The sequence below is a fragment of the Streptomyces sp. NPDC107521 genome, assembly GCF_055598485.1.
This window is the reverse complement of sequence record NZ_JBVKAT010000001.1, coordinates 201,258-217,339: the sequence shown is the minus strand read 5'-3', so window position 1 is coordinate 217,339 and position 16,082 is coordinate 201,258. Positions and strand designations below refer to the sequence as shown.

Here is a 16,082-nt window from a genome sequence, read left to right as displayed (position 1 = left end):
GGCTCCGGGGCGGGAGTGCGCGGCCCGGGGCACGCGTTCCGGGTTCGGAGCGCGGGTTTTCGGCGGGCGCGGTGCCCGGACACGGGGTTCCCGGGCGCGGGGTCCCGGAGGCGGGGTCCCGGGGCGCCGGGGCTTGCGGGTCCGCGTGCGCGGGGCGCCTGGCCCCGGGGTGCGTACGGCGGTGGCGGTCGCCCACCGCGCCGGACGGGCCCGACCGGGTTTACCCGGAGGCGGCCGGACCCGGGGCCTCGCCGGACCGGCACCCCACGGGCCCTCGTCCCGACCTTCCCCGGCCGCCGGCGCCCTCCGGGCCGGTCCCGGTGGTTCCGTCGCACCGGCCGGCGAGTCCGCCCCCGAGGGGCCGGCCGTCGTCCGGTCCCCCGGCGGCCCGTCCCCCGCCGACCGGCGGCGCGTTCGGCGGGGGCTGCGGTCGGCGGGCGACGGGCGACACGGGTCTTCGGCGCCGCCCGCCCGCCCGGTCAGTCCTTGCCGAGGAGCTGGTTCATCTCCGTGATCTCGGCGTTCTGCGCGGTGACGATGTCGCCCGCGAGGGCCTTCGCGGGGCCGTGGAGCCCCTTCGCCCGCTCGGCCTCGGCCATGTCGACGGCGCCCTCGTGGTGCTCGACCATCATGGCCAGGAACATCCGGTCGAACTCGGCCCCCTCGGCCCGCTTCAGCCTCTCCATGTCCCCGCCGGCCATCATGCCGGGCATCGAGGAGTGCTCCGAGTGGTCCATGCCCGGCATCGAGCCGCCCGCCTCCGGGACCCGCTCGCCCCAGGACGTCAGCCAGCCGGTCATGGTCCTGATCTCCGGGTCCTGCGCCCCGCGGATGCGCGCGGCCAGGTCCCTGACGCCGGCCGACGCGGACCGGCCCCCGGCCAGCTCCGCCATCTCCAGCGCCTGGCGGTGGTGCGGGATCATGCCCTGCGCGAAGGCGACGTCCTGCGCGTTGTGCGCGCCCCGCGCCGCCGTGCCGCCGTCGGCCCCGGTGGGCGCGGAGGCCGACGCCCCCGCGCCGCCCCGGCCCGGGGTGCCGCCGTCGCTCCCGCAGGCGGCGAGGACCAGCGCGGCGGTGGCCGTCACCGCCGCGAGCGCCGTCCGGCGGGCGAACGGACGGCGCGGGCGGACGGCACCTGCCGCGCGGAAGGTACGGATCTGCTTCATGGGTGAACTCCTGTACGGGAAGGGGGGGATCGGCACGCCTCTGCGGCACCCGTCGCCGGGACGGCGGGGTGCTGCGCGGCGGTGCCTATATCCGCAGGAGTTGCAGTTCGGCCAGGGAGGGCGGCGCGCGGGCGCCGTCGGGCGCCCCGGCCGCGCGGGCGCGCGCGACCGTGTCGCCGGGGGCCGCGGGCACCGGGTCGGCGGCGGGCGGGGCGGGAGCCGGGGCGTCGTCCAGCGCGCCGGAGGAGCACATGGCGTCGGCGTGGTGCGCGTGACCGCCGCCGCAGCCGCCGCGGTCCTCGACGCACCCGGCGTGCGCGGGGGTGCCGGGCGGCACTGCCCCGGTGCCGGAGTGGGCGGGGGCGCTCCCCGTGACGGCGCGCGCCGCCGGGAAGGGGTCCGCTCCCGGGGGCCCGGCGGCTGCCCCGCCCGCCGCGCCGGTGGCCGGACCCGCCGCCTCCGTGAGCCCGTTGCCGACGGGTCCGGCGGCGGTCCGCCCCGTGACGGCGTGCCCGGTGACCGCGTGCACGGTCGCCGCGTGCCCGGTCACGGGGTGCCGGGGCGGCGGCTGCGGGAGGCTCCCGCCGGGCGCCAGCCCGTGCATGCCCAGCAGCCCGGCGAGCAGCCCCAGCACGCACAGGGCGTACCACCGCCCCAGGGGCGGTCGTCGGCGCTGCCCGGCACTCCTCACGGGCCCCATCGTAGGAACTCCCGGGCCGGGCAGGGCTGTCGGGCCCCGAAGGGGCGGCCCGGGCGTGGCGCGGGGACCGGGCCGGCTCCACCCCGGCCGAGGAACCCCGTGGGCCCCGAAGGATTCCCGGGGCCCTGACCGGACGTGCCCGTGGGGTCTCCGGCGGGGAGCCGGTGGCCGGTCCGCCGCCCGCCCCACTCCGTGTGCCACGTTCCGCCCGGCCGAATACGCTGGTGTACCGAGCCGTTCTGTCCGTTCCGCGAAGCGGGCGGCCGCGCAGCCACCTGCGCCGACCGCCGTCGCCGGGCCGGTGCCGTGGCGCGGGTACGCGCCCGGTCGGCGTGGCCGCGTCGCGCGGGAGCGCCGGGCGGGGCGGCGGAGGTGCGCCGCGGGCGGTTCCGGTGGGCGGGGGACGGGCCGCGGCTGCCGATCCCGAGCGTTTGGAGGCCCGGCCGTGTCCGTAAGGAAGAAGAACCCGGTGGTGGTGCCGCCGGAGGACGACGACGCCGCGGACGTCGCGATGCCCTGGGCGCCCCGGGACCGCGTGTGGTCGGGCTCGAAGGCGGAGTCCCGGGCCAGGGCGTGGGCGGACGGGGACCCCGTCAAGCTGGCGAGTGTCTTCCTGTACCGCAGGCCCGGGGGCAACCCGGCGACGGAGGCGGACTACAAGTTCCCGGTCGCGGACATCGTGGACGGGCGGCCCGAACGGGTCCTGCACGCGGTGCACGCCGCCGCCGGACGGCTCGATCGGGCGGCGATCCCCGAGGAGGCGCGCCGCCGGGTGAAGGACCGCCTGATCCGCCTCTACCACTCGGCATCCGAGGCGTTCGACGACCCGACGATCAAGCCGCCCTGGGAGTGACCGGCACGGTGACCGGACGGGACGGCGGACGGGCCCCGGCCCGGCGGACGGCCGCGCGCGGGCGGCAGGCCGGGGGGAAGAAGGACGGACCGGACCCGGTGCGTCCTGACCGTCCCGGCCGGCGCCGCCCGGCTCCTCGGGCCGCCGGACCCGGCGACCTTCGTCCCCGGAAGGCGTCCGCCACCGGCCCGGGACGCGACGACGCCCACCGTCCCGAACCGGGCCGATGGGCATCTCTGTCGCCGTGTCCCCGCCGTCGGCGCGGGCCGGGGGGCGGGGTCCTGGTGGGCGCGGACGGTTTCGAACCGCCGACATCCTGCTTGTAAGGCAGGCGCTCTACCCCTGAGCTACGCACCCAGGACGAGACGACAGCCTACATGGACACCGGCGGTGCCCCGCAAACCTGTCCCCGGCCCTGATCCGCCCCCCGATTCCGGCCTGGGGATAACCCCACCCCGAATCAGGGAGCGGCCCGGATGCCCCGGCGGGCCCCGGCTCCGTACGGTCGTAGAGCATCACCGCCGACCGTCCCGAAGGTCCACCGCAGGACCGTCCCGAACGCCGCGCCGACCACCGTTCCGGAAGCGCCCCGCCGTCCGCGGCGGACGCCCCGGACCGGCCGTTGCACGGCCTCCGCGCCACTCGTCCCAGGGGGAGAACCACCATGTCCGCCCGCTCCGTACCCGCCCGCGCCCTCGCCGTCGCCGGGGCCGTCGCCGTCCTCGTGGCCGGCCTCGCCGCCTGCAACGACGCCTCGGACGACCAGGATCCCGACCGGCGGAGCTTCTCCCTGCCGGGCCGCACCCTCACCATCGACTCCGACGACTCCGACCTGGAGATCGTCGCGGCGGACGGGCACAGGGCGGGCGCCGTCGAGGTCACCCGGTGGTTCAAGGGCTCGGTCGCCGTCGGCTCCAAGCCCGAGGTGACGTGGAGGATGGAGGGCGACCGGCTGACCCTGCGGATGCGCTGCTCGGGCATCGTGGCCGACTGCTCGGCCCGGCACCTCATACGGGTCCCGCGCGGCGTCGCCGTCACCGTCCGGGACGGGGACGGCAGCGTCCGGGCCCGGGGCTTCGAGGAGCCGCTGACCATCCGCAGCGGGGACGGCTCCGTCCACGTCACCGATTCCAGCGGCCCGCTGGAGCTGCGCACCGGCGACGGTCAGGCGCGGGCCGAGGTGTCCTCCCGCCGGGTCGTCGCCCGCACCGGTGACGGCTCCGTCCGGCTCCAACTGAGCGCGGTGCCCGACCTGGTGGAGGCCCGCAGCGGAGACGGCTCGATCTCCCTGACCCTGCCCCGCTCCGCGTACCGGGTGACGACGCGGACGGGGGACGGCTCGGCGAAGGTCTCGGTGCCCCGGGACGACGACAGCGCCCACGTGGTGAACGCGCGCACCGGCGACGGGAGCATCACGGTCGACGCGGCGGACTGACCGCCCCGTGTGTTCGCCGGTCACGGATGGGACAATGGATCCTGGCAGGACGGACGACACGGGAGAGGGATGTGACGGCGACTCCATCGCAGCCGTACTCGCCGATGGTGCCGCGCGCGCATCGCCGCCCGCCGCACCGGTTCCGGGACCGGCGGACACCCGGCGCGGCTCGTGACGCGCTGGCGCTCATGGGGCTGCCGCTGCTCGGTCTGCTGGTGCTCCCCGCCGCGTTCGCCGGGGGCGGCACCCGGCGCTGGTTCGGCGGGCGGGCCGAGAGCCAGCGCGCCCAGGCCCAGGCCGCCAAGGACGCCGCCGCGGCCGCCTTCTACGAGCTGGACACCGCCCAGCGGGACCTGCGGATCTCCGTGGAGACCATCGCGGCCGTGGACTCCTCCCCCGCCGCGCGGCGGGCGCTGGACGCCTTCGAGGCGCTGGGCCGCCGCATCGACGAGGTCAGTCACCAGTACATCGGCGCCGTCGACGCCCACGACCTGGACCGGGACGACCTGGAGGCGTCCACCGCCACCCGGGCGCGCACCGAGCTGACCGCCGCCAAGGACGCGCTGGACCAGGTCCGGCGGGAACTGGACCGCTACGCCGAGGGGCTCGGCCCGCTGCTCGGCAAGGCGGAGACCCAGCTCGCCCGGCTGGCGCCCGCCGTCGAGCGGGCCCGCCAGGCCCTGCGGGCCGCCTCCGGCGCGCTGGACGCCGCCCGGGAGTCCGGGCTGAAGGCCGACGGGCTCGCCGCCCGGCTGGCCGCCCTCGGACCGGAGCTGACCCTGCTCAACCAGGGGGCCGGCCAGCACGGGGTGCCGCAGACGGTGGAGCGGGCGGAGCGGGTCACCCGGGAGGCCGAGGCCATCCGCGCCGAGGCCGAGCGGCTGCCCGGGCTGGCCGCCGAGACCGACCGCCGCCTGGTCTCCCTGCGCACCCGCGCCCAGGCGCTGACCACCCGGGCCGGGCAGGTGGAGCCCGTCCTCAGCGAGCTGCGGCGGCGGTTCACGGCCGCCTGCTGGCAGGATCTCCAGCAGGTGCCCGAGCAGGCCGGGGAGTCGGTGCGGCAGGCGGAGCGGAAGCTGGCCGAGGCGCGCGCCGCGCGCGACGAGCAGCGCTGGCCCGACGCCACCTCCCTGCTGTCGACGGCGCGGGCCCTGCTCAACGGGACCGACGAGGCGGTCTCCGCCGCCGGTGACCGGCTGCAGCGGCTGAACGCCGTGCAGAAGGACCCCCAGCAGGAGATCGACCGCACCCGGTTCGCGGTCCGCGACGCGCAGCGGCTGGCCATGGCGGGCCGCCACACCCCCGACCCCCGGCACGCGCGCCCGCTGGACGAGGCGGTGGCCCGGCTGGACCGGGCGGTCGCGACACTGGAGGACCGGCACCCCGACTACTGGCACTTCCTCACGGAGACGGAGGCGGTGCGGCACACCGCGGCGGACGTCGTCGCCCGCATACGCGAGGAGCTGGGCTCCGGCCAGTGAACGGAGAGCCGCGCGCGGGGCTCGCCGCCCCGGTGGCCCGCGCGCGGCCCCGGGGCCGCGCCGGAGCCCGCGCGCGGTTCTGCGGCCTGCGCGCGGCCTTCCCCCCGGCCCCGTGACCGGACCTCGCGGGGCCAAGCCCCGGAAGCCGGAACCGGAGCCCGAGGGCCGGGCACCGTGGATGGAGCCCGCGACCGTGTCCCCGTGACCGCACCGGCGACCCGCGGGCCGCGGACGGACCGCCCGGCCCGCTCCGTGGCCGGGACCGCCCGAACTCGCTCCATGAGCGGCGGCCCCGCACCCCGGGGTCCGAGGGCCGAGAATCCAGCGGCGGACCCCGCCCCCGGTTCCCCTGAGACTCAGGGCTCGGGGCTCGGGGCTCCCTGAGCCGGTCCGCGAACCGGGCTCCGTGAACGGGCCCGTGTCCCGCTGCCGCGAGCCGGACCTCATGGGGTCCGGCTCATGAGGTCCCGCTGCCGCGAGCCGGACCCCATGAGCCGGAGCCCCGCGCCCCGGAGTCGGTGAGCCGGGCTCCCCGAGCGGCCCCGCGTCCCGGCGCCCTGCGTAGGGTTCCGTGGACGGGCCCGTGCGCCGGCTTCCCGAGCCCCTTCCCGAGCCGGGGTCCCCGGAGCGGAACCCGTGCGCGGAACCCGTGCGCGGAACCCGTGCGCGGGACCCCTCACGGGCTCCGTGGACGGGCCCCGGACCGGATTCCGGCGGGGTCGCGCGGGCCCGGCCCCGGTCGCCGCGCCCGCGTCCGGCGGTGAGCCGCCCGGGGCCGGGGCGGCCGGGAGCGGGCGCGGCGACCGGGAGCGGGGTCCGGGCGGCCGGGAGCGGGCACCACAACCAGAAACGAGGCCCGAGCAACCAGAAGCGGGCACCACAAACGGGAGCGGAGTCCGGGCGGCCGGGAGCGGGCCGCCGTCGGTCACGGGTCGGTTTCGCGCGGGCCCCGGCCGGGCCGGGCGGGTGGCCGTTAACCTGTGGGCATGCCTCGCTACGAGTACCGGTGCCGCAGCTGCGGAGACACCTTCGAACTGAACCGTCCCATGGCCGAGTCCGCCGACCCGGCCGTCTGCCCGGCCGGGCACGGGGACACCGTGAAGCTGCTGTCGACGGTCGCCGTCGGCGGCTCCGCCTCCGCGTCGGCCCCGGCGCCCCCGTCGGGCGGCGGGGGCGGCTGCTGCGGGGGCGGCTGCTGCGGCTGACCCCGCCCGCCCCACCGGCGCGGGCCCGCGCCCACCGGCGCGGCAGCTCGCGCCCACCCGGGCTCGGCCCGGACCCGGCCCGCGCCCGGCGGAGTTGCGCCCCGCGCACCCCGCCCCGCGCGGGGCCCCGCCCCGCTACCGCCGCCGGGCCGCCCTGAGGAACTCCCGCAGGATGCGCTCCCCGGCCAGCACCCCCCGCTCGGGCAGGGCGGTGACCGACGGTGCCGACCAGCCCGTGTCGGCCAGTTCGCCGTGGCCGGGGCGCCAGCCCCGGTCGGCGGCGAGCAGCAGGTCCGCGTCGAGGAGGGAGTCCCCGGCCGCGAGCACCGGCTCCGCGCCGCTGCGGCGGACGACCTCCCGGACGGCCGCGCTCTTGGTGAGCGGCGCGGGAACGGCGTAGATCTTGCGGCCCTGGAGGGAGACCGTCCAGCCGCGCTCACCGGCCCAGGCCGCCAGTTCCTTCACCCAGCCGTCGGGCAGCAGCTCCCGTTCGACGACGAGATAGACGAACAGGTCCTCGGCGACACGGATCTTGCGCACCCAGGACGGGTCGGCGGTGCGCGCCAGGTGCTCGCGCACCTCCTCCAGCGGGGCGCACCGCTCGGCCAGCCGGGCGGTGACCTGCGCGTGCCAGGCGGGGTCGGAGACGCCGTCGACCAGCAGGTGCCCGCCGTTGGCGCAGATCGCGTACGTCGGCTGGGGGCCGGGCAGGTTGACGCGCTGGTACTGCTTGCGGGTGCGGGTGGTGACCGGCACGAACAGCGCCGCGTCGCCCAGGTCGGTCAGCAGCCGGGCGGCCCGCTCGGTCAGGAAGGACAGCGGCCGGGCCTCGTAGACCTCCACGCACAGCAGGCGCGGCGCCCGCAGGTCGGGCATGGTCAGGCCGAGCGCGGCCGTGGAGTAGATCAGGGTGCGGTCGAGGTCGCTGGCGACGAGGACGGTCATCGGCCCGTCACCGCCCGGCCGTCGGCGCCGGTCGCCCCGCGCGTGTACCGGGGGTGGATGAGCCCGACGCAGGTGTACGGCAGGCCGGGCACCTCCTCCACGGGCACCCCCCGCTGCTCCGCCAGCAGGCGCACGTGGTCCAGGTCGCTGCCCGCGTCCGGCCGGGCGAGCACCTTCCAGGGCACCCGGCGGAGCATGACCCGGGTGGTCTCGCCGACGCCGGGCTTGACGAGGTTGACGTCGTGGATGCCGTACTCCTCGCTGATCCGCTCGACGGCGGCCCAGCCCTCCCAGGTCGGTTCGCGGTCCGCGGACAGGAGCCGTCCGACCTCGCCGTCGACCGTCTCCGCGGCCTCGGGGAAGCGGGCGGCGACGGCGTCCAGGAAGTCCGGGGAGAGGTCGGCGCCGGCCAGCTCGCGGTAGAACTTGGCGCCGTGGAAGTCGTGCGGCCCCACCAGGTCGGCGCGGAGCACCGTGCGCGATATCAGGCCGGAGACGGTGGAGTTGAGGCAGGCGGAGGGGATCAGGAAGTCGTCCCGGGTGCCGTAGGTGCGCACGCAGGAGCCGGGGTCGGCGAGGACCGCGATCTCCGGGTCGAAGCCGGTGACGCCCTCGGCCGTCTCGAACTCCCGTATGGCGTCGGCCAGTTCGCGGGTGATGGCGCCCTTGCCGGTCCAGCCGTCGACGAAGACGACGTCGGCGGGGTCGTGGTGGCGGGCCAGCCAGCGCAGGGCGTTGGCGTCGATGCCGCGGCCCCGGACGATGGAGACGGCGTAGTGCGGCAGGTCCAGGCCGTGCCGGTAACGGGCCCAGCGGCGCATGAGGACGCCGACGGGGGTGCCCGCGCGGGCGAGGGAGACCAGGACGGGGCGGGGCGAGCGCTCGGTGAGCACGATCTCGGTGACGGCGGCGACGGCCCGCGCCAGCCGGGCCCCGGACGCGGCGAGGGCGGTGTGGAACAGCTCCTGGTACTGGGCGCCGGGCTGGAACTCCACGGGCAGCGACTCGGCGTAGTGGGCGCCGCCGCTCTGGATGGCCTCCTCGCGCTCCTCGGTGGGCGCCTCCAGGGTCACCTCCGAGAGGTCCTGGAGCAGCCAGCCGACCTCGTCGGGCGCGTACGAGGAGAAGGCGGGGCCGCGGAGTGGCTCGGGCAGCATGGGGGGCCTTTCGGGGGCGTGCGGCGCGCGCGGCGTGTACGAGGGGACGACCGCGAGCAGGACGTGCGGGACGTGGGCGGCGAGCCGGGCCGTCAGGCCGTCGGGGGCGTGCAGCGCGGGGGTGTCGGCCACCGAGTCGACGACGGCGACGACGGTGTCGAAGCCCGCCCCGGCGACGTTGTAGGCGTAGCGCTCGCCGGGGCCGTCGGCGGGGCCGTCGTGGGCGGGGAAGGCCAGCCGGGTGCGGATGGCATAGCCGGGGTCGTCGACCGCGAGAACGGGTGAGCGGGTGGTGGTGGAGAAGCGCACCTCGGTGTCCGGGAGGATCCGCTCCAGCTCGGTGCCGAGCCGCAGCGGGGCGTACATCAGCTCCTCGAAGCCGAGGACGAGCACCCGGCGGGCGCCGTCCGGCAGGGCGCGGGCGAGGCGCTCCGCCATGCCGGGCAGGGCGGCCTCCAGGCGTTCCCGCTGGGCGGGGGTGAAGCCGTGCCGTCCGCCGTCGGGGAGCCCGGCGGGCCAGCCCACGTCGACCCGGGCGACGCCGCCACCGGCCCGGGTCGCGGCGCCCGCCCCCGGAGCACCGGACGCGGCGGGGGCCCCGGATGCCGCGGGGGCGGCGGTCCCGGCGGGCGCCCCGGTCGTACCGGACGCGGCGCCCGCACCCTCCGTACCGGGGGCGACGGGGACACCCGGCCCGGCGGGCGCGGCCGTTCCGGCGTACACGGCGGTGGCCCCGGCCGCGGCGGGCACGGACGCGGTGGTTCCGGACGCGGCGGCCCCGGACGCGGGCGCCGTCGCGGCCTCCTGCCGGGCGACCAGTTCCCGTCCGCGTTCCAGCACGTCCCCGGGCAGCCGCACGGTGCCCGAGGCGGTCGCCACCAGGTCCACGCGGGCGCCGATCCCCCGGGCGAAGTCCGTCAGCCGCCCGGCGTCGGCGGGCGAACGCATGTCGACCAGGGCGACCACGACGTAGTGGTCACGGGGGTGGCGCTCGTGCAGGGCGCGGATGGTGTTGAGGACCGTGTTGCCGGTGGAGAACTCGTCGTCGACCAGGACCAGCGGCCCGTCGCCGGCCAGCAGGGCCGGGTCCTCGGGCAGCAGCAGATGGGAGGTGGCGTGCGAGTGGGACTCCTCGAAGCCCCCGGCGGTGGCGGCCCCGGCGACCGGGCGCCGGGTGGAGTGCAGGTAGGGGGCGGTGCCCAGGCCGTCCGCGACGCTGTGGCCGAGTCCGGTGGCGGTCTCCGCGTACCCGAGGACGACGGCCCGGCCGGCCGCCTCCTCGCCGAGCAGCGCCCGGACCCGGCGGCCGAGGGCGACGCCGTGGCCGTGGACGACGGAGGGGGCCTGCGGGACGTGCTTGCCGAGCACGTGGGAGACGAGCAGGTGGGCCCGCTTGGGGTTGCGGCGCAGGGCGAGGCCCAGCAGTCCGGTCAGGGCGGCGTCCCCGGCCAGCTCGACGCCGAGGCGCCGGGCGACCCAGTCGCCGGACCAGGCCCCGGTCGCGGTGGGGGCGGGTGCGGGTGCGCTCCGGTCGCCCTGGTGCATGTCCTCGTGTCCTCCGTGGTCCGTGGCGCCCGCGGCGGGCACCCCGTCGGGTCCGGCCGCGCGGTCCGCGGCCGTGTCGCGTCCGGCGCCGGCGCCTCCGGCCCCGGGGTGTCCGGCGCCGGGGTGTCCGGAGCCGGCGTGTGCGGCGGGTGCGGCACGCTCGTGCCGGACGCCGTCGGGCCGGGCGTCCGCCCGCCGGGCACCCGCGGGGCCGCCCGGCCGGGGGTGGTCATGGGCGGACGGCCGGTGCCCGGGGCGGCCGTCGGCCGTGGCGTCGTGCGCGGGAAGGTCGTGCGCGGCGTCGTTCATGTGTCCTCGTGTTCAGTCGGGCAGGCTCGCGGTGAGCAGTTCCACGAAGCCGATGTCCTCGCCCGCCACCCCGAAGACCTCGGCGCGCAGCAGGGTCCGCTCCGCCCAGGCGCGGTGCGGCTTCACCTCGTTCATCTTGTTGGTGTACGCCGACCGCAGGACGCCCCCGCCGCCGCGCTCGGGCCGCAGGATGTCCCGGGCGTCGCTGAACTCCTCGTGGCTGACGACGGACAGCGCGTGCACGACGGGGACGTGCGAGGGGTGGATGCAGGTCTTGCCGAGCAGTCCGTTGGCGCGGTCCAGGGAGATCTCGCGCAGCAGCCCGTCCATGGCGTGCTCCAGCAGCCGGGCCCGCAGTTCCTCCGCCCGGCCCTCCAGGAACGGGCTCTGCCGCAGCTGCGGCTTGAACAGCCGCTCCTGGGCGCGGAAGTACTCCCACACCGGTCCGGTCACGGTGAAGCCGGAGCCGTCGGCCCGGCCCAGCATGTTCACCACGTCGGCGATGACGGAGGCGACGACCTGGACGTCGTAGGCGGTCATGTCGGGGTCGCGGCGCAGCCCGTAGGAGGAGCAGAAATCGGTCACGCCCAGGCGCAGGGCGAGGACCCGCTCCCGGTACTTGTCGACGGCGCGGTAGATGCCCTCCAGGGTCTGCACCCGGGTCTCCCGGTAGAGCAGTTCCGGGGACTCCAGCACCGGCATGGCGAACAGCCGCCGGCCGCAGGCGGCCTCGGAGTCCGCGAGGGCCTCCAGGAACGGCACGCCCCGCTCCTCGGTGAACTTGGGCAGGACGAATCCGGACAGCATCCGCACCGCGGGCCCGAGGCGCCGCACCAGGGCGGGTATCTGCCCGGGGGTGCGGACCCGCACGAACAGCAGCGGGATCTCCGCGCCGGGACGTTCCGCCAGGTCGGAGAGGTGCCGGACGAGGTTCTCCTCGCCGGCGGCCACGTCGGCGTCGTCGATGGAGTCCTCCAGGCACAGCACCATCGAGACCACGCCCCGCGCGGCCTGCTTCAGGACGTCGTCCGCGAGCGTCGGCCGGGTGGCGGGGCTGTACAGCGTGGCGCCCAGGGCGGCGGCGAGCAGGTGGGCCGGGGAGTCCGCGGTGAAGGCACGCGGCTCCCGGTGGAACAGGCGCTCGCGCACCTCTGGGGCGACGTGACCGAAATGACGCATGAGTACTCCCCCGTGGTGTCTGAGCCACCGGTGCGGTTGTCCGAAGGTGGCCGGTAATAGTACGTAGCCGTCGGTGTCCCCGGTTCCCTCCGGACATGAACGGAGAGTGACCCGGACGGGCGGCCGGCGGCCGGCCGCGGTGGTGCGGCAGGGGCCCGAGTACCCTCCCCCGCGTTGTCGTGACCAGGACCGAGAGGGCAGGATGACGGCATGACGCACGCGATGGTGAAGGGGTCGAACATCCCGCTGCACGCCACCACGGTACGCGCCGTGCTGCGCTGGACCGCGGGCCAGGGGGTCCCGGACGTGGATGCCTCCGCCCTGCTCCTCGGGCCCGACGGCCGCGTGCGCTCCGACGAGGACTTCGTGTTCTACAACCAGCCCCGGCACCCCTCCGGGCAGGTCTGGCGGCTCGGCAAGAAGCGGATCAGCGAGGGGCTGACCGACACGATCCAGACGGACCTGTCCGGTGTGGAGGGCTCGGTCGGCCGGATACTGCTGGTGGCGTCGGCCGACGGCGTCACCTTCGACCGGGTCAGGGCGCTGCGCATCCTGCTGTACGACGCGGCGGCGGCCGACGCCGATCCGCTGGCGTACTTCGACGTCAAGCCCGAGACGGGCCGGGAGACGGCGCTGATCTGCGGCGAGCTGTACCGGCGCGGCGAGGGCTGGAAGTTCCGGGCGCTGGGCGAGGGCTATTCGAACGGGCTGGTGGGCCTGGCGACCGACTTCGGCATCTCGGTGGACGAGTCGGAGGCCGCCGCGGAGCCGCCGCCCCCGGCGGCCACACCGCCGCGGCCGCTGCCCGCCGCCCCCGAGCCGACGCCGCTGCCGGCGGCCACGCCGCCGCAGGCCACCCCGCCGCAGGCGTTCCCCACCCCGCCGCAGGCGTTCCCCGCCGCGCCGCAGCCGTTCCCGGCCGCCCCGGGGCAGGACCCGGCGCCGCTGCCCGCCGCCGCGCAGACCCTGCCGCCCCGGCCGGCCGGCCCCGCCCCCGTGGTGGCGCCGGACCAGCCGACGACCGTGCAGCCCGTCCCGTCGTACCCGCTGCCGCCGGAGCAGCCCGCCGGGGTGCCCGCGCAGCCCGCCTACGGCTACCCGCCGCAGCCCCCGGCGCGCCCGGCCCACGGCTATCCCCGGCCCGCCGGGCGGCCGGAGTTCCGGCTGCCGCCGCAGGGGCCTCAGTTCGTGGGGCGCTGACACCGCGGGGCGCGGGCCGCCGACGCGGTCCGCGCGGCGCCGACACGGCGGTCCGCCGGACGGCGCACGGGGCCGGGCACCGCGCGGGGCACACGCCCCGCCCGTGCGCCCGGCGCGCCCCCGGGCTACGCCTTGGTCTTGTAGCCCCGCCCCCACTGGAGCCCCCAGCCGTAGAGCCGGTCCAGCTCGCCCTGGAAGCCGTAGACGTACTTCACCTCGCGGCGGACCATGATCTCGTCCTTGACGTTCTCGATCATCATCACGGCGCAGGAGCGGGCCTGCGGCTGACGCTCGTCGAGGCCGATCTCGATGCTCGGGCCGTTGCTCGGGTAGAGGGTGACGACGGCGTGCGTCCGGTCGAAGGCCGGGGTCTGGTCGTAGATGTACACGAAGACCAGCAGGCGCTTGATGGCGTCCCGGTGGTCGAGGTTGACGTACATCGTCTCGCCGGAGCCCGAGCCGAACCGGTCGTCGCCGCTGAGCTTGACGTACGGCGGCGCGTTGACGTCGCCGAGGTAGTCGCCGAGCGGCTGGACGACGCCCTTGGTGCCGTCCTGGAGTTCGTAGAGGCAGCCCAGGTCGAGGTCGACGTTGACCATGCTCTGGCTGTGGCCGACGACCTCCGGGGGCTTGAGCGCCCGCAGCGGGTGGCGCAGCAGGCTCTCGCGCTGCGGGCCCATGAGGTCCGAGGTCCGCATCCGCCAGGTCAGGTTGACCCGGAGGTGGCCGCTGGCCGCGTCCTGCTTGGTCAGCGAGACCCTGTTCTGCCGTCCGGTGAGCTGGATGGAGTTGGTCGCCGCGTTGCCCGGGTCGAAGACGCTCTCGCGCCCGCGCCACAGTCCGTCCAGTAAGCCCATGTCCGCCCCCACCCTCGCCGTCACCGCCGACGGGGCGGCCCCGGGGACTTCTCCCTCCGGGCCGCCCCGCACAGAGCGTTCCTCACCCCGGGCGCCTTCACACCTCCGGTGGGTGCACCGGGGGCGCACCGGGCGCCGGGTCCTCCGTCAGGGTGTCACACCGCGGAGGGTTGCTTGTCCTGTTCCCCGTCCGCGCCGCCGGCCGCGGCGAGCGCCCGGTTGCGGCGCACCGAGGACCAGAAGGACCAGCCGATCAGGACCACGCCGATGAGGCCGGTGATGATCTCGTTGATCTGGTACTGGATGGTGACCAGGAGGAGGACGGCGAGGGCACCGATCGCGTAGTGGGCGCCGTGCTCCAGGTAGACGTAGTCGTCGAGGGTGCCCTGGCGGACCAGGTAGACGGTCAGGGACCGGACGTACATGGCGCCGATGCCGAGGCCGAGGGCCATCAGGACGATGTCGTTGGTGATGGCGAAGGCGCCGATGACCCCGTCGAAGGAGAAGGACGCGTCCAGGACCTCCAGGTAGAGGAACATGAAGAACGCGGCCTTGCCGGCGAGGGCGATCGCGGACTTGGGCCGGCCGCTGCGCGCGGCGGCCTCCTCGGCCTCGTGCTCGGCCTCCTCCTCCTCTTCGAGCTTGTCCTCGAAGTAGCCGGAGAGACCGCCGACGATCATGTAGGTGATCAGTCCCGCGACGCCGGAGATCAGGACCGTCTCCGCCTTGTCGGCGTGGGTGCCGCCGTGCTGGTGGGCGTTGGCCGCGAAGGTCATCGCGGAGACGAGCAGCACGATCAGGGCGACGCAGACCGACAGCATGTCGATCTTGCCGAGCTTGGCGAGCGGGCGCTCCAGCCACTGGAGCCACTTGATCTCGCGGTCCTCGAAGACGAAGTCGAGGAAGATCATCAGCAGGAACATGCCACCGAACGCGGCGATCGACGGGTGGGCGTCGGTGACCAGTTCCTGGTAGCGGTCCTTGTCGGTCAGGGCGAGGTCGACGGCCTCGATCGGACCGAGCTGGGCGCTGACGGCGACGATGACGACCGGGAAGACCAGGCGCATGCCGAAGACGGCGATCAGCACACCGATGGTGAGGAAGATCTTCTGCCAGAAGGCATTCATCTTCTTCAGGATTCCGGCGTTGACCACCGCGTTGTCGAAGGACAGCGAAATCTCCAGCACGGAGAGGATCGCGACGACGCCGAAGGCGGTCCACCCCCCGTAGAAGACCGCCGCGACCAGGCCGAGCGCGGTCACCGCGAACGACCAGCCGAAGGTTTTCAAGAGCACTGGCTACCCCATCGTGTGTGTACGGGTCTCCCCCGCGCCATGTCCGGCTTTACTCGCCGTTGACCCGTGAGTCTAGGGCCTGCCGCTGCGGCGCTACCACGAGGGAGTCGGCACCCGGGACAAGGGGGCCGCCCGGCGGGACGGGGCGGACGCGCGCCCGGCCCCGCCGGCGGGGCGTCACGAGACGTTGACGCCGAAGTCGAGGGCGATGCCGCGCAGACCCGAGGCGTAGCCCTGGCCGACCGCGCGGAACTTCCACTCGCCCTGGTAGCGGTAGAGCTCACCGAAGATCATCGCGGTCTCGGTGGAGGCGTCCTCGCTGAGGTCGTAGCGGGCCAGTTCCTGGCCGTCGGCCTGGTTGACGACGCGGATGAAGGCGTTGCCGACCTGGCCGAAGGTCTGGCCGCGCTCGTCGGCCATGTGGATGGAGACCGGGAAGACGATCTTGTCGCAGTGGGCGGGCACCCGGGAGAGGTCGACCAGCAGCGACTCGTCGTCGCCCTCGCCCTCGCCGGTGAGGTTGTCGCCGGTGTGCTCGATGGAGCCGTCGGGGCTCGTGAGCTGGTTGTAGAAGACGAACCACTCGTCGCCGAGCACCCGTCCGCCGCTGCACACCAGCGCGCTGGCGTCCAGGTCGAAGGGTGCGCCGGTGGTGGAACGCGCGTCCCAGCCGAGTCCGACCAGCACCTGTGTGAGGTTCGGTGCGGCCTTGGACAGGGAGACATTTCCGCCCTTGGCAAGCGTGACGCCCATGC

The 16,082-nt window shown here is 76.1% G+C and carries 13 protein-coding genes and 1 tRNA gene; 5 read left to right on the top strand and 9 right to left on the bottom strand.

Features of this window, described 5'->3' with window-relative positions; genetic code table 11:
* Window positions 1-479: 479 nt before the first annotated feature.
* Window positions 480-1,166, bottom strand: coding sequence for a DUF305 domain-containing protein (locus tag ACZ7LB_RS00895; protein ID WP_471464517.1), 687 nt, complete (start codon window positions 1,164-1,166; stop codon window positions 480-482).
* An 85-nt stretch (window positions 1,167-1,251) separates the two neighbouring features.
* On the bottom strand, window positions 1,252-1,857 hold the full coding sequence (locus tag ACZ7LB_RS00890; RefSeq protein WP_471464515.1) for a DUF6153 family protein: 606 nt from the start codon (window positions 1,855-1,857) through the stop codon (window positions 1,252-1,254).
* A gap of 454 nt (window positions 1,858-2,311) precedes the next feature.
* Here ACZ7LB_RS00890 and ACZ7LB_RS00885 point away from each other — a divergent pair, with 454 nt between their 5' ends.
* Entirely contained in the window at window positions 2,312-2,719 is a 408-nt protein-coding gene (locus ACZ7LB_RS00885; RefSeq protein WP_471464513.1) for a hypothetical protein, read from the top strand.
* 282 nt (window positions 2,720-3,001) lie between these two features.
* On the opposite strand, the gene ACZ7LB_RS00880 is transcribed toward ACZ7LB_RS00885, so the two are convergent.
* A tRNA-Val gene (locus ACZ7LB_RS00880) sits at window positions 3,002-3,076 on the bottom strand.
* A 307-nt stretch (window positions 3,077-3,383) separates the two neighbouring features.
* On the opposite strand from ACZ7LB_RS00880, the gene ACZ7LB_RS00875 reads away from it, so the two are divergent.
* The 3 genes from ACZ7LB_RS00875 (at window position 3,384) to ACZ7LB_RS00865 (ending at window position 6,840) form a co-directional block, all read left to right on the top strand.
* Window positions 3,384-4,154: a DUF4097 family beta strand repeat-containing protein gene (locus ACZ7LB_RS00875; protein ID WP_471464511.1), complete on the top strand. Its 771-nt coding sequence runs from the start codon at window positions 3,384-3,386 to the stop codon at window positions 4,152-4,154.
* A 71-nt stretch (window positions 4,155-4,225) separates the two neighbouring features.
* Complete coding sequence (locus ACZ7LB_RS00870) at window positions 4,226-5,635, top strand: hypothetical protein (protein ID WP_471464509.1); 1,410 nt, start codon at window positions 4,226-4,228, stop codon at window positions 5,633-5,635.
* A 986-nt stretch (window positions 5,636-6,621) separates the two neighbouring features.
* A complete protein-coding gene (locus tag ACZ7LB_RS00865) occupies window positions 6,622-6,840 on the top strand; it encodes an FmdB family zinc ribbon protein (RefSeq protein WP_471464507.1) in 219 nt (72 codons plus the stop codon).
* A gap of 135 nt (window positions 6,841-6,975) precedes the next feature.
* Here ACZ7LB_RS00865 and ACZ7LB_RS00860 read toward each other — a convergent pair whose 3' ends face one another.
* The 3 genes from ACZ7LB_RS00860 to ACZ7LB_RS00850 form a co-directional block, all read right to left on the bottom strand.
* Window positions 6,976-7,785: an HAD family hydrolase gene (locus tag ACZ7LB_RS00860; RefSeq protein ID WP_471464505.1), complete on the bottom strand. Its 810-nt coding sequence runs from the start codon at window positions 7,783-7,785 to the stop codon at window positions 6,976-6,978.
* Window positions 7,782-10,487 (bottom strand): phosphoribosyltransferase, encoded by a 2,706-nt coding sequence (locus ACZ7LB_RS00855; RefSeq protein WP_471464504.1) that lies wholly within the window; start codon window positions 10,485-10,487, stop codon window positions 7,782-7,784. Before ACZ7LB_RS00855 ends, ACZ7LB_RS00860 begins: the two co-directional genes overlap by 4 nt.
* 321 nt (window positions 10,488-10,808) lie before the next feature.
* Complete coding sequence (locus tag ACZ7LB_RS00850; RefSeq protein WP_471464502.1) at window positions 10,809-11,975, bottom strand: HpcH/HpaI aldolase/citrate lyase family protein; 1,167 nt, start codon at window positions 11,973-11,975, stop codon at window positions 10,809-10,811.
* Window positions 11,976-12,185: 210 nt separating this feature from the next.
* Between ACZ7LB_RS00850 and ACZ7LB_RS00845 the strand changes: the two genes are divergently transcribed.
* Window positions 12,186-13,175, top strand: coding sequence for a TerD family protein (locus ACZ7LB_RS00845; protein WP_471464500.1), 990 nt, complete (start codon window positions 12,186-12,188; stop codon window positions 13,173-13,175).
* 125 nt (window positions 13,176-13,300) lie between these two features.
* On the opposite strand, the gene ACZ7LB_RS00840 is transcribed toward ACZ7LB_RS00845, so the two are convergent.
* The 3 genes from ACZ7LB_RS00840 to ACZ7LB_RS00830 all read right to left on the bottom strand — a co-directional run bounded on the left by ACZ7LB_RS00840 (window position 13,301) and on the right by ACZ7LB_RS00830 (window position 16,080).
* Window positions 13,301-14,032: a TerD family protein gene (locus tag ACZ7LB_RS00840; RefSeq protein WP_471464498.1), complete on the bottom strand. Its 732-nt coding sequence runs from the start codon at window positions 14,030-14,032 to the stop codon at window positions 13,301-13,303.
* Window positions 14,033-14,187: 155 nt separating this feature from the next.
* Window positions 14,188-15,327 (bottom strand): DUF475 domain-containing protein, encoded by a 1,140-nt coding sequence (locus ACZ7LB_RS00835; protein ID WP_471464496.1) that lies wholly within the window; start codon window positions 15,325-15,327, stop codon window positions 14,188-14,190.
* 177 nt (window positions 15,328-15,504) lie between these two features.
* Window positions 15,505-16,080 carry a TerD family protein gene (locus tag ACZ7LB_RS00830; RefSeq protein ID WP_161224983.1) on the bottom strand — a complete coding sequence of 192 codons (576 nt, stop codon included), beginning with the start codon at window positions 16,078-16,080 and terminating at the stop codon, window positions 15,505-15,507.
* Window positions 16,081-16,082 lie beyond the last annotated feature (2 nt).

Excerpts from the sequence above, each read along its gene's own strand:
- ACZ7LB_RS00895 (WP_471464517.1), bottom strand. The coding sequence starts at position 1,166 with ATGAAGCAGATCCGTACCTTCCGCGCGGCAGGTGCCGTCCGCCCGCGC.
- ACZ7LB_RS00875 (WP_471464511.1), top strand. The coding sequence starts at position 3,384 with ATGTCCGCCCGCTCCGTACCCGCCCGCGCCCTCGCCGTCGCCGGGGCC.
- ACZ7LB_RS00865 (WP_471464507.1), top strand. The coding sequence starts at position 6,622 with ATGCCTCGCTACGAGTACCGGTGCCGCAGCTGCGGAGACACCTTCGAA.
- ACZ7LB_RS00860 (WP_471464505.1), bottom strand. The coding sequence starts at position 7,785 with ATGACCGTCCTCGTCGCCAGCGACCTCGACCGCACCCTGATCTACTCC.
- ACZ7LB_RS00855 (WP_471464504.1), bottom strand. The coding sequence starts at position 10,487 with ATGCACCAGGGCGACCGGAGCGCACCCGCACCCGCCCCCACCGCGACC.
- ACZ7LB_RS00850 (WP_471464502.1), bottom strand. The coding sequence starts at position 11,975 with ATGCGTCATTTCGGTCACGTCGCCCCAGAGGTGCGCGAGCGCCTGTTC.
- ACZ7LB_RS00845 (WP_471464500.1), top strand. The coding sequence starts at position 12,186 with ATGACGCACGCGATGGTGAAGGGGTCGAACATCCCGCTGCACGCCACC.
- ACZ7LB_RS00840 (WP_471464498.1), bottom strand. The coding sequence starts at position 14,032 with ATGGGCTTACTGGACGGACTGTGGCGCGGGCGCGAGAGCGTCTTCGAC.
- ACZ7LB_RS00830 (WP_161224983.1), bottom strand. The coding sequence starts at position 16,080 with ATGGGCGTCACGCTTGCCAAGGGCGGAAATGTCTCCCTGTCCAAGGCC.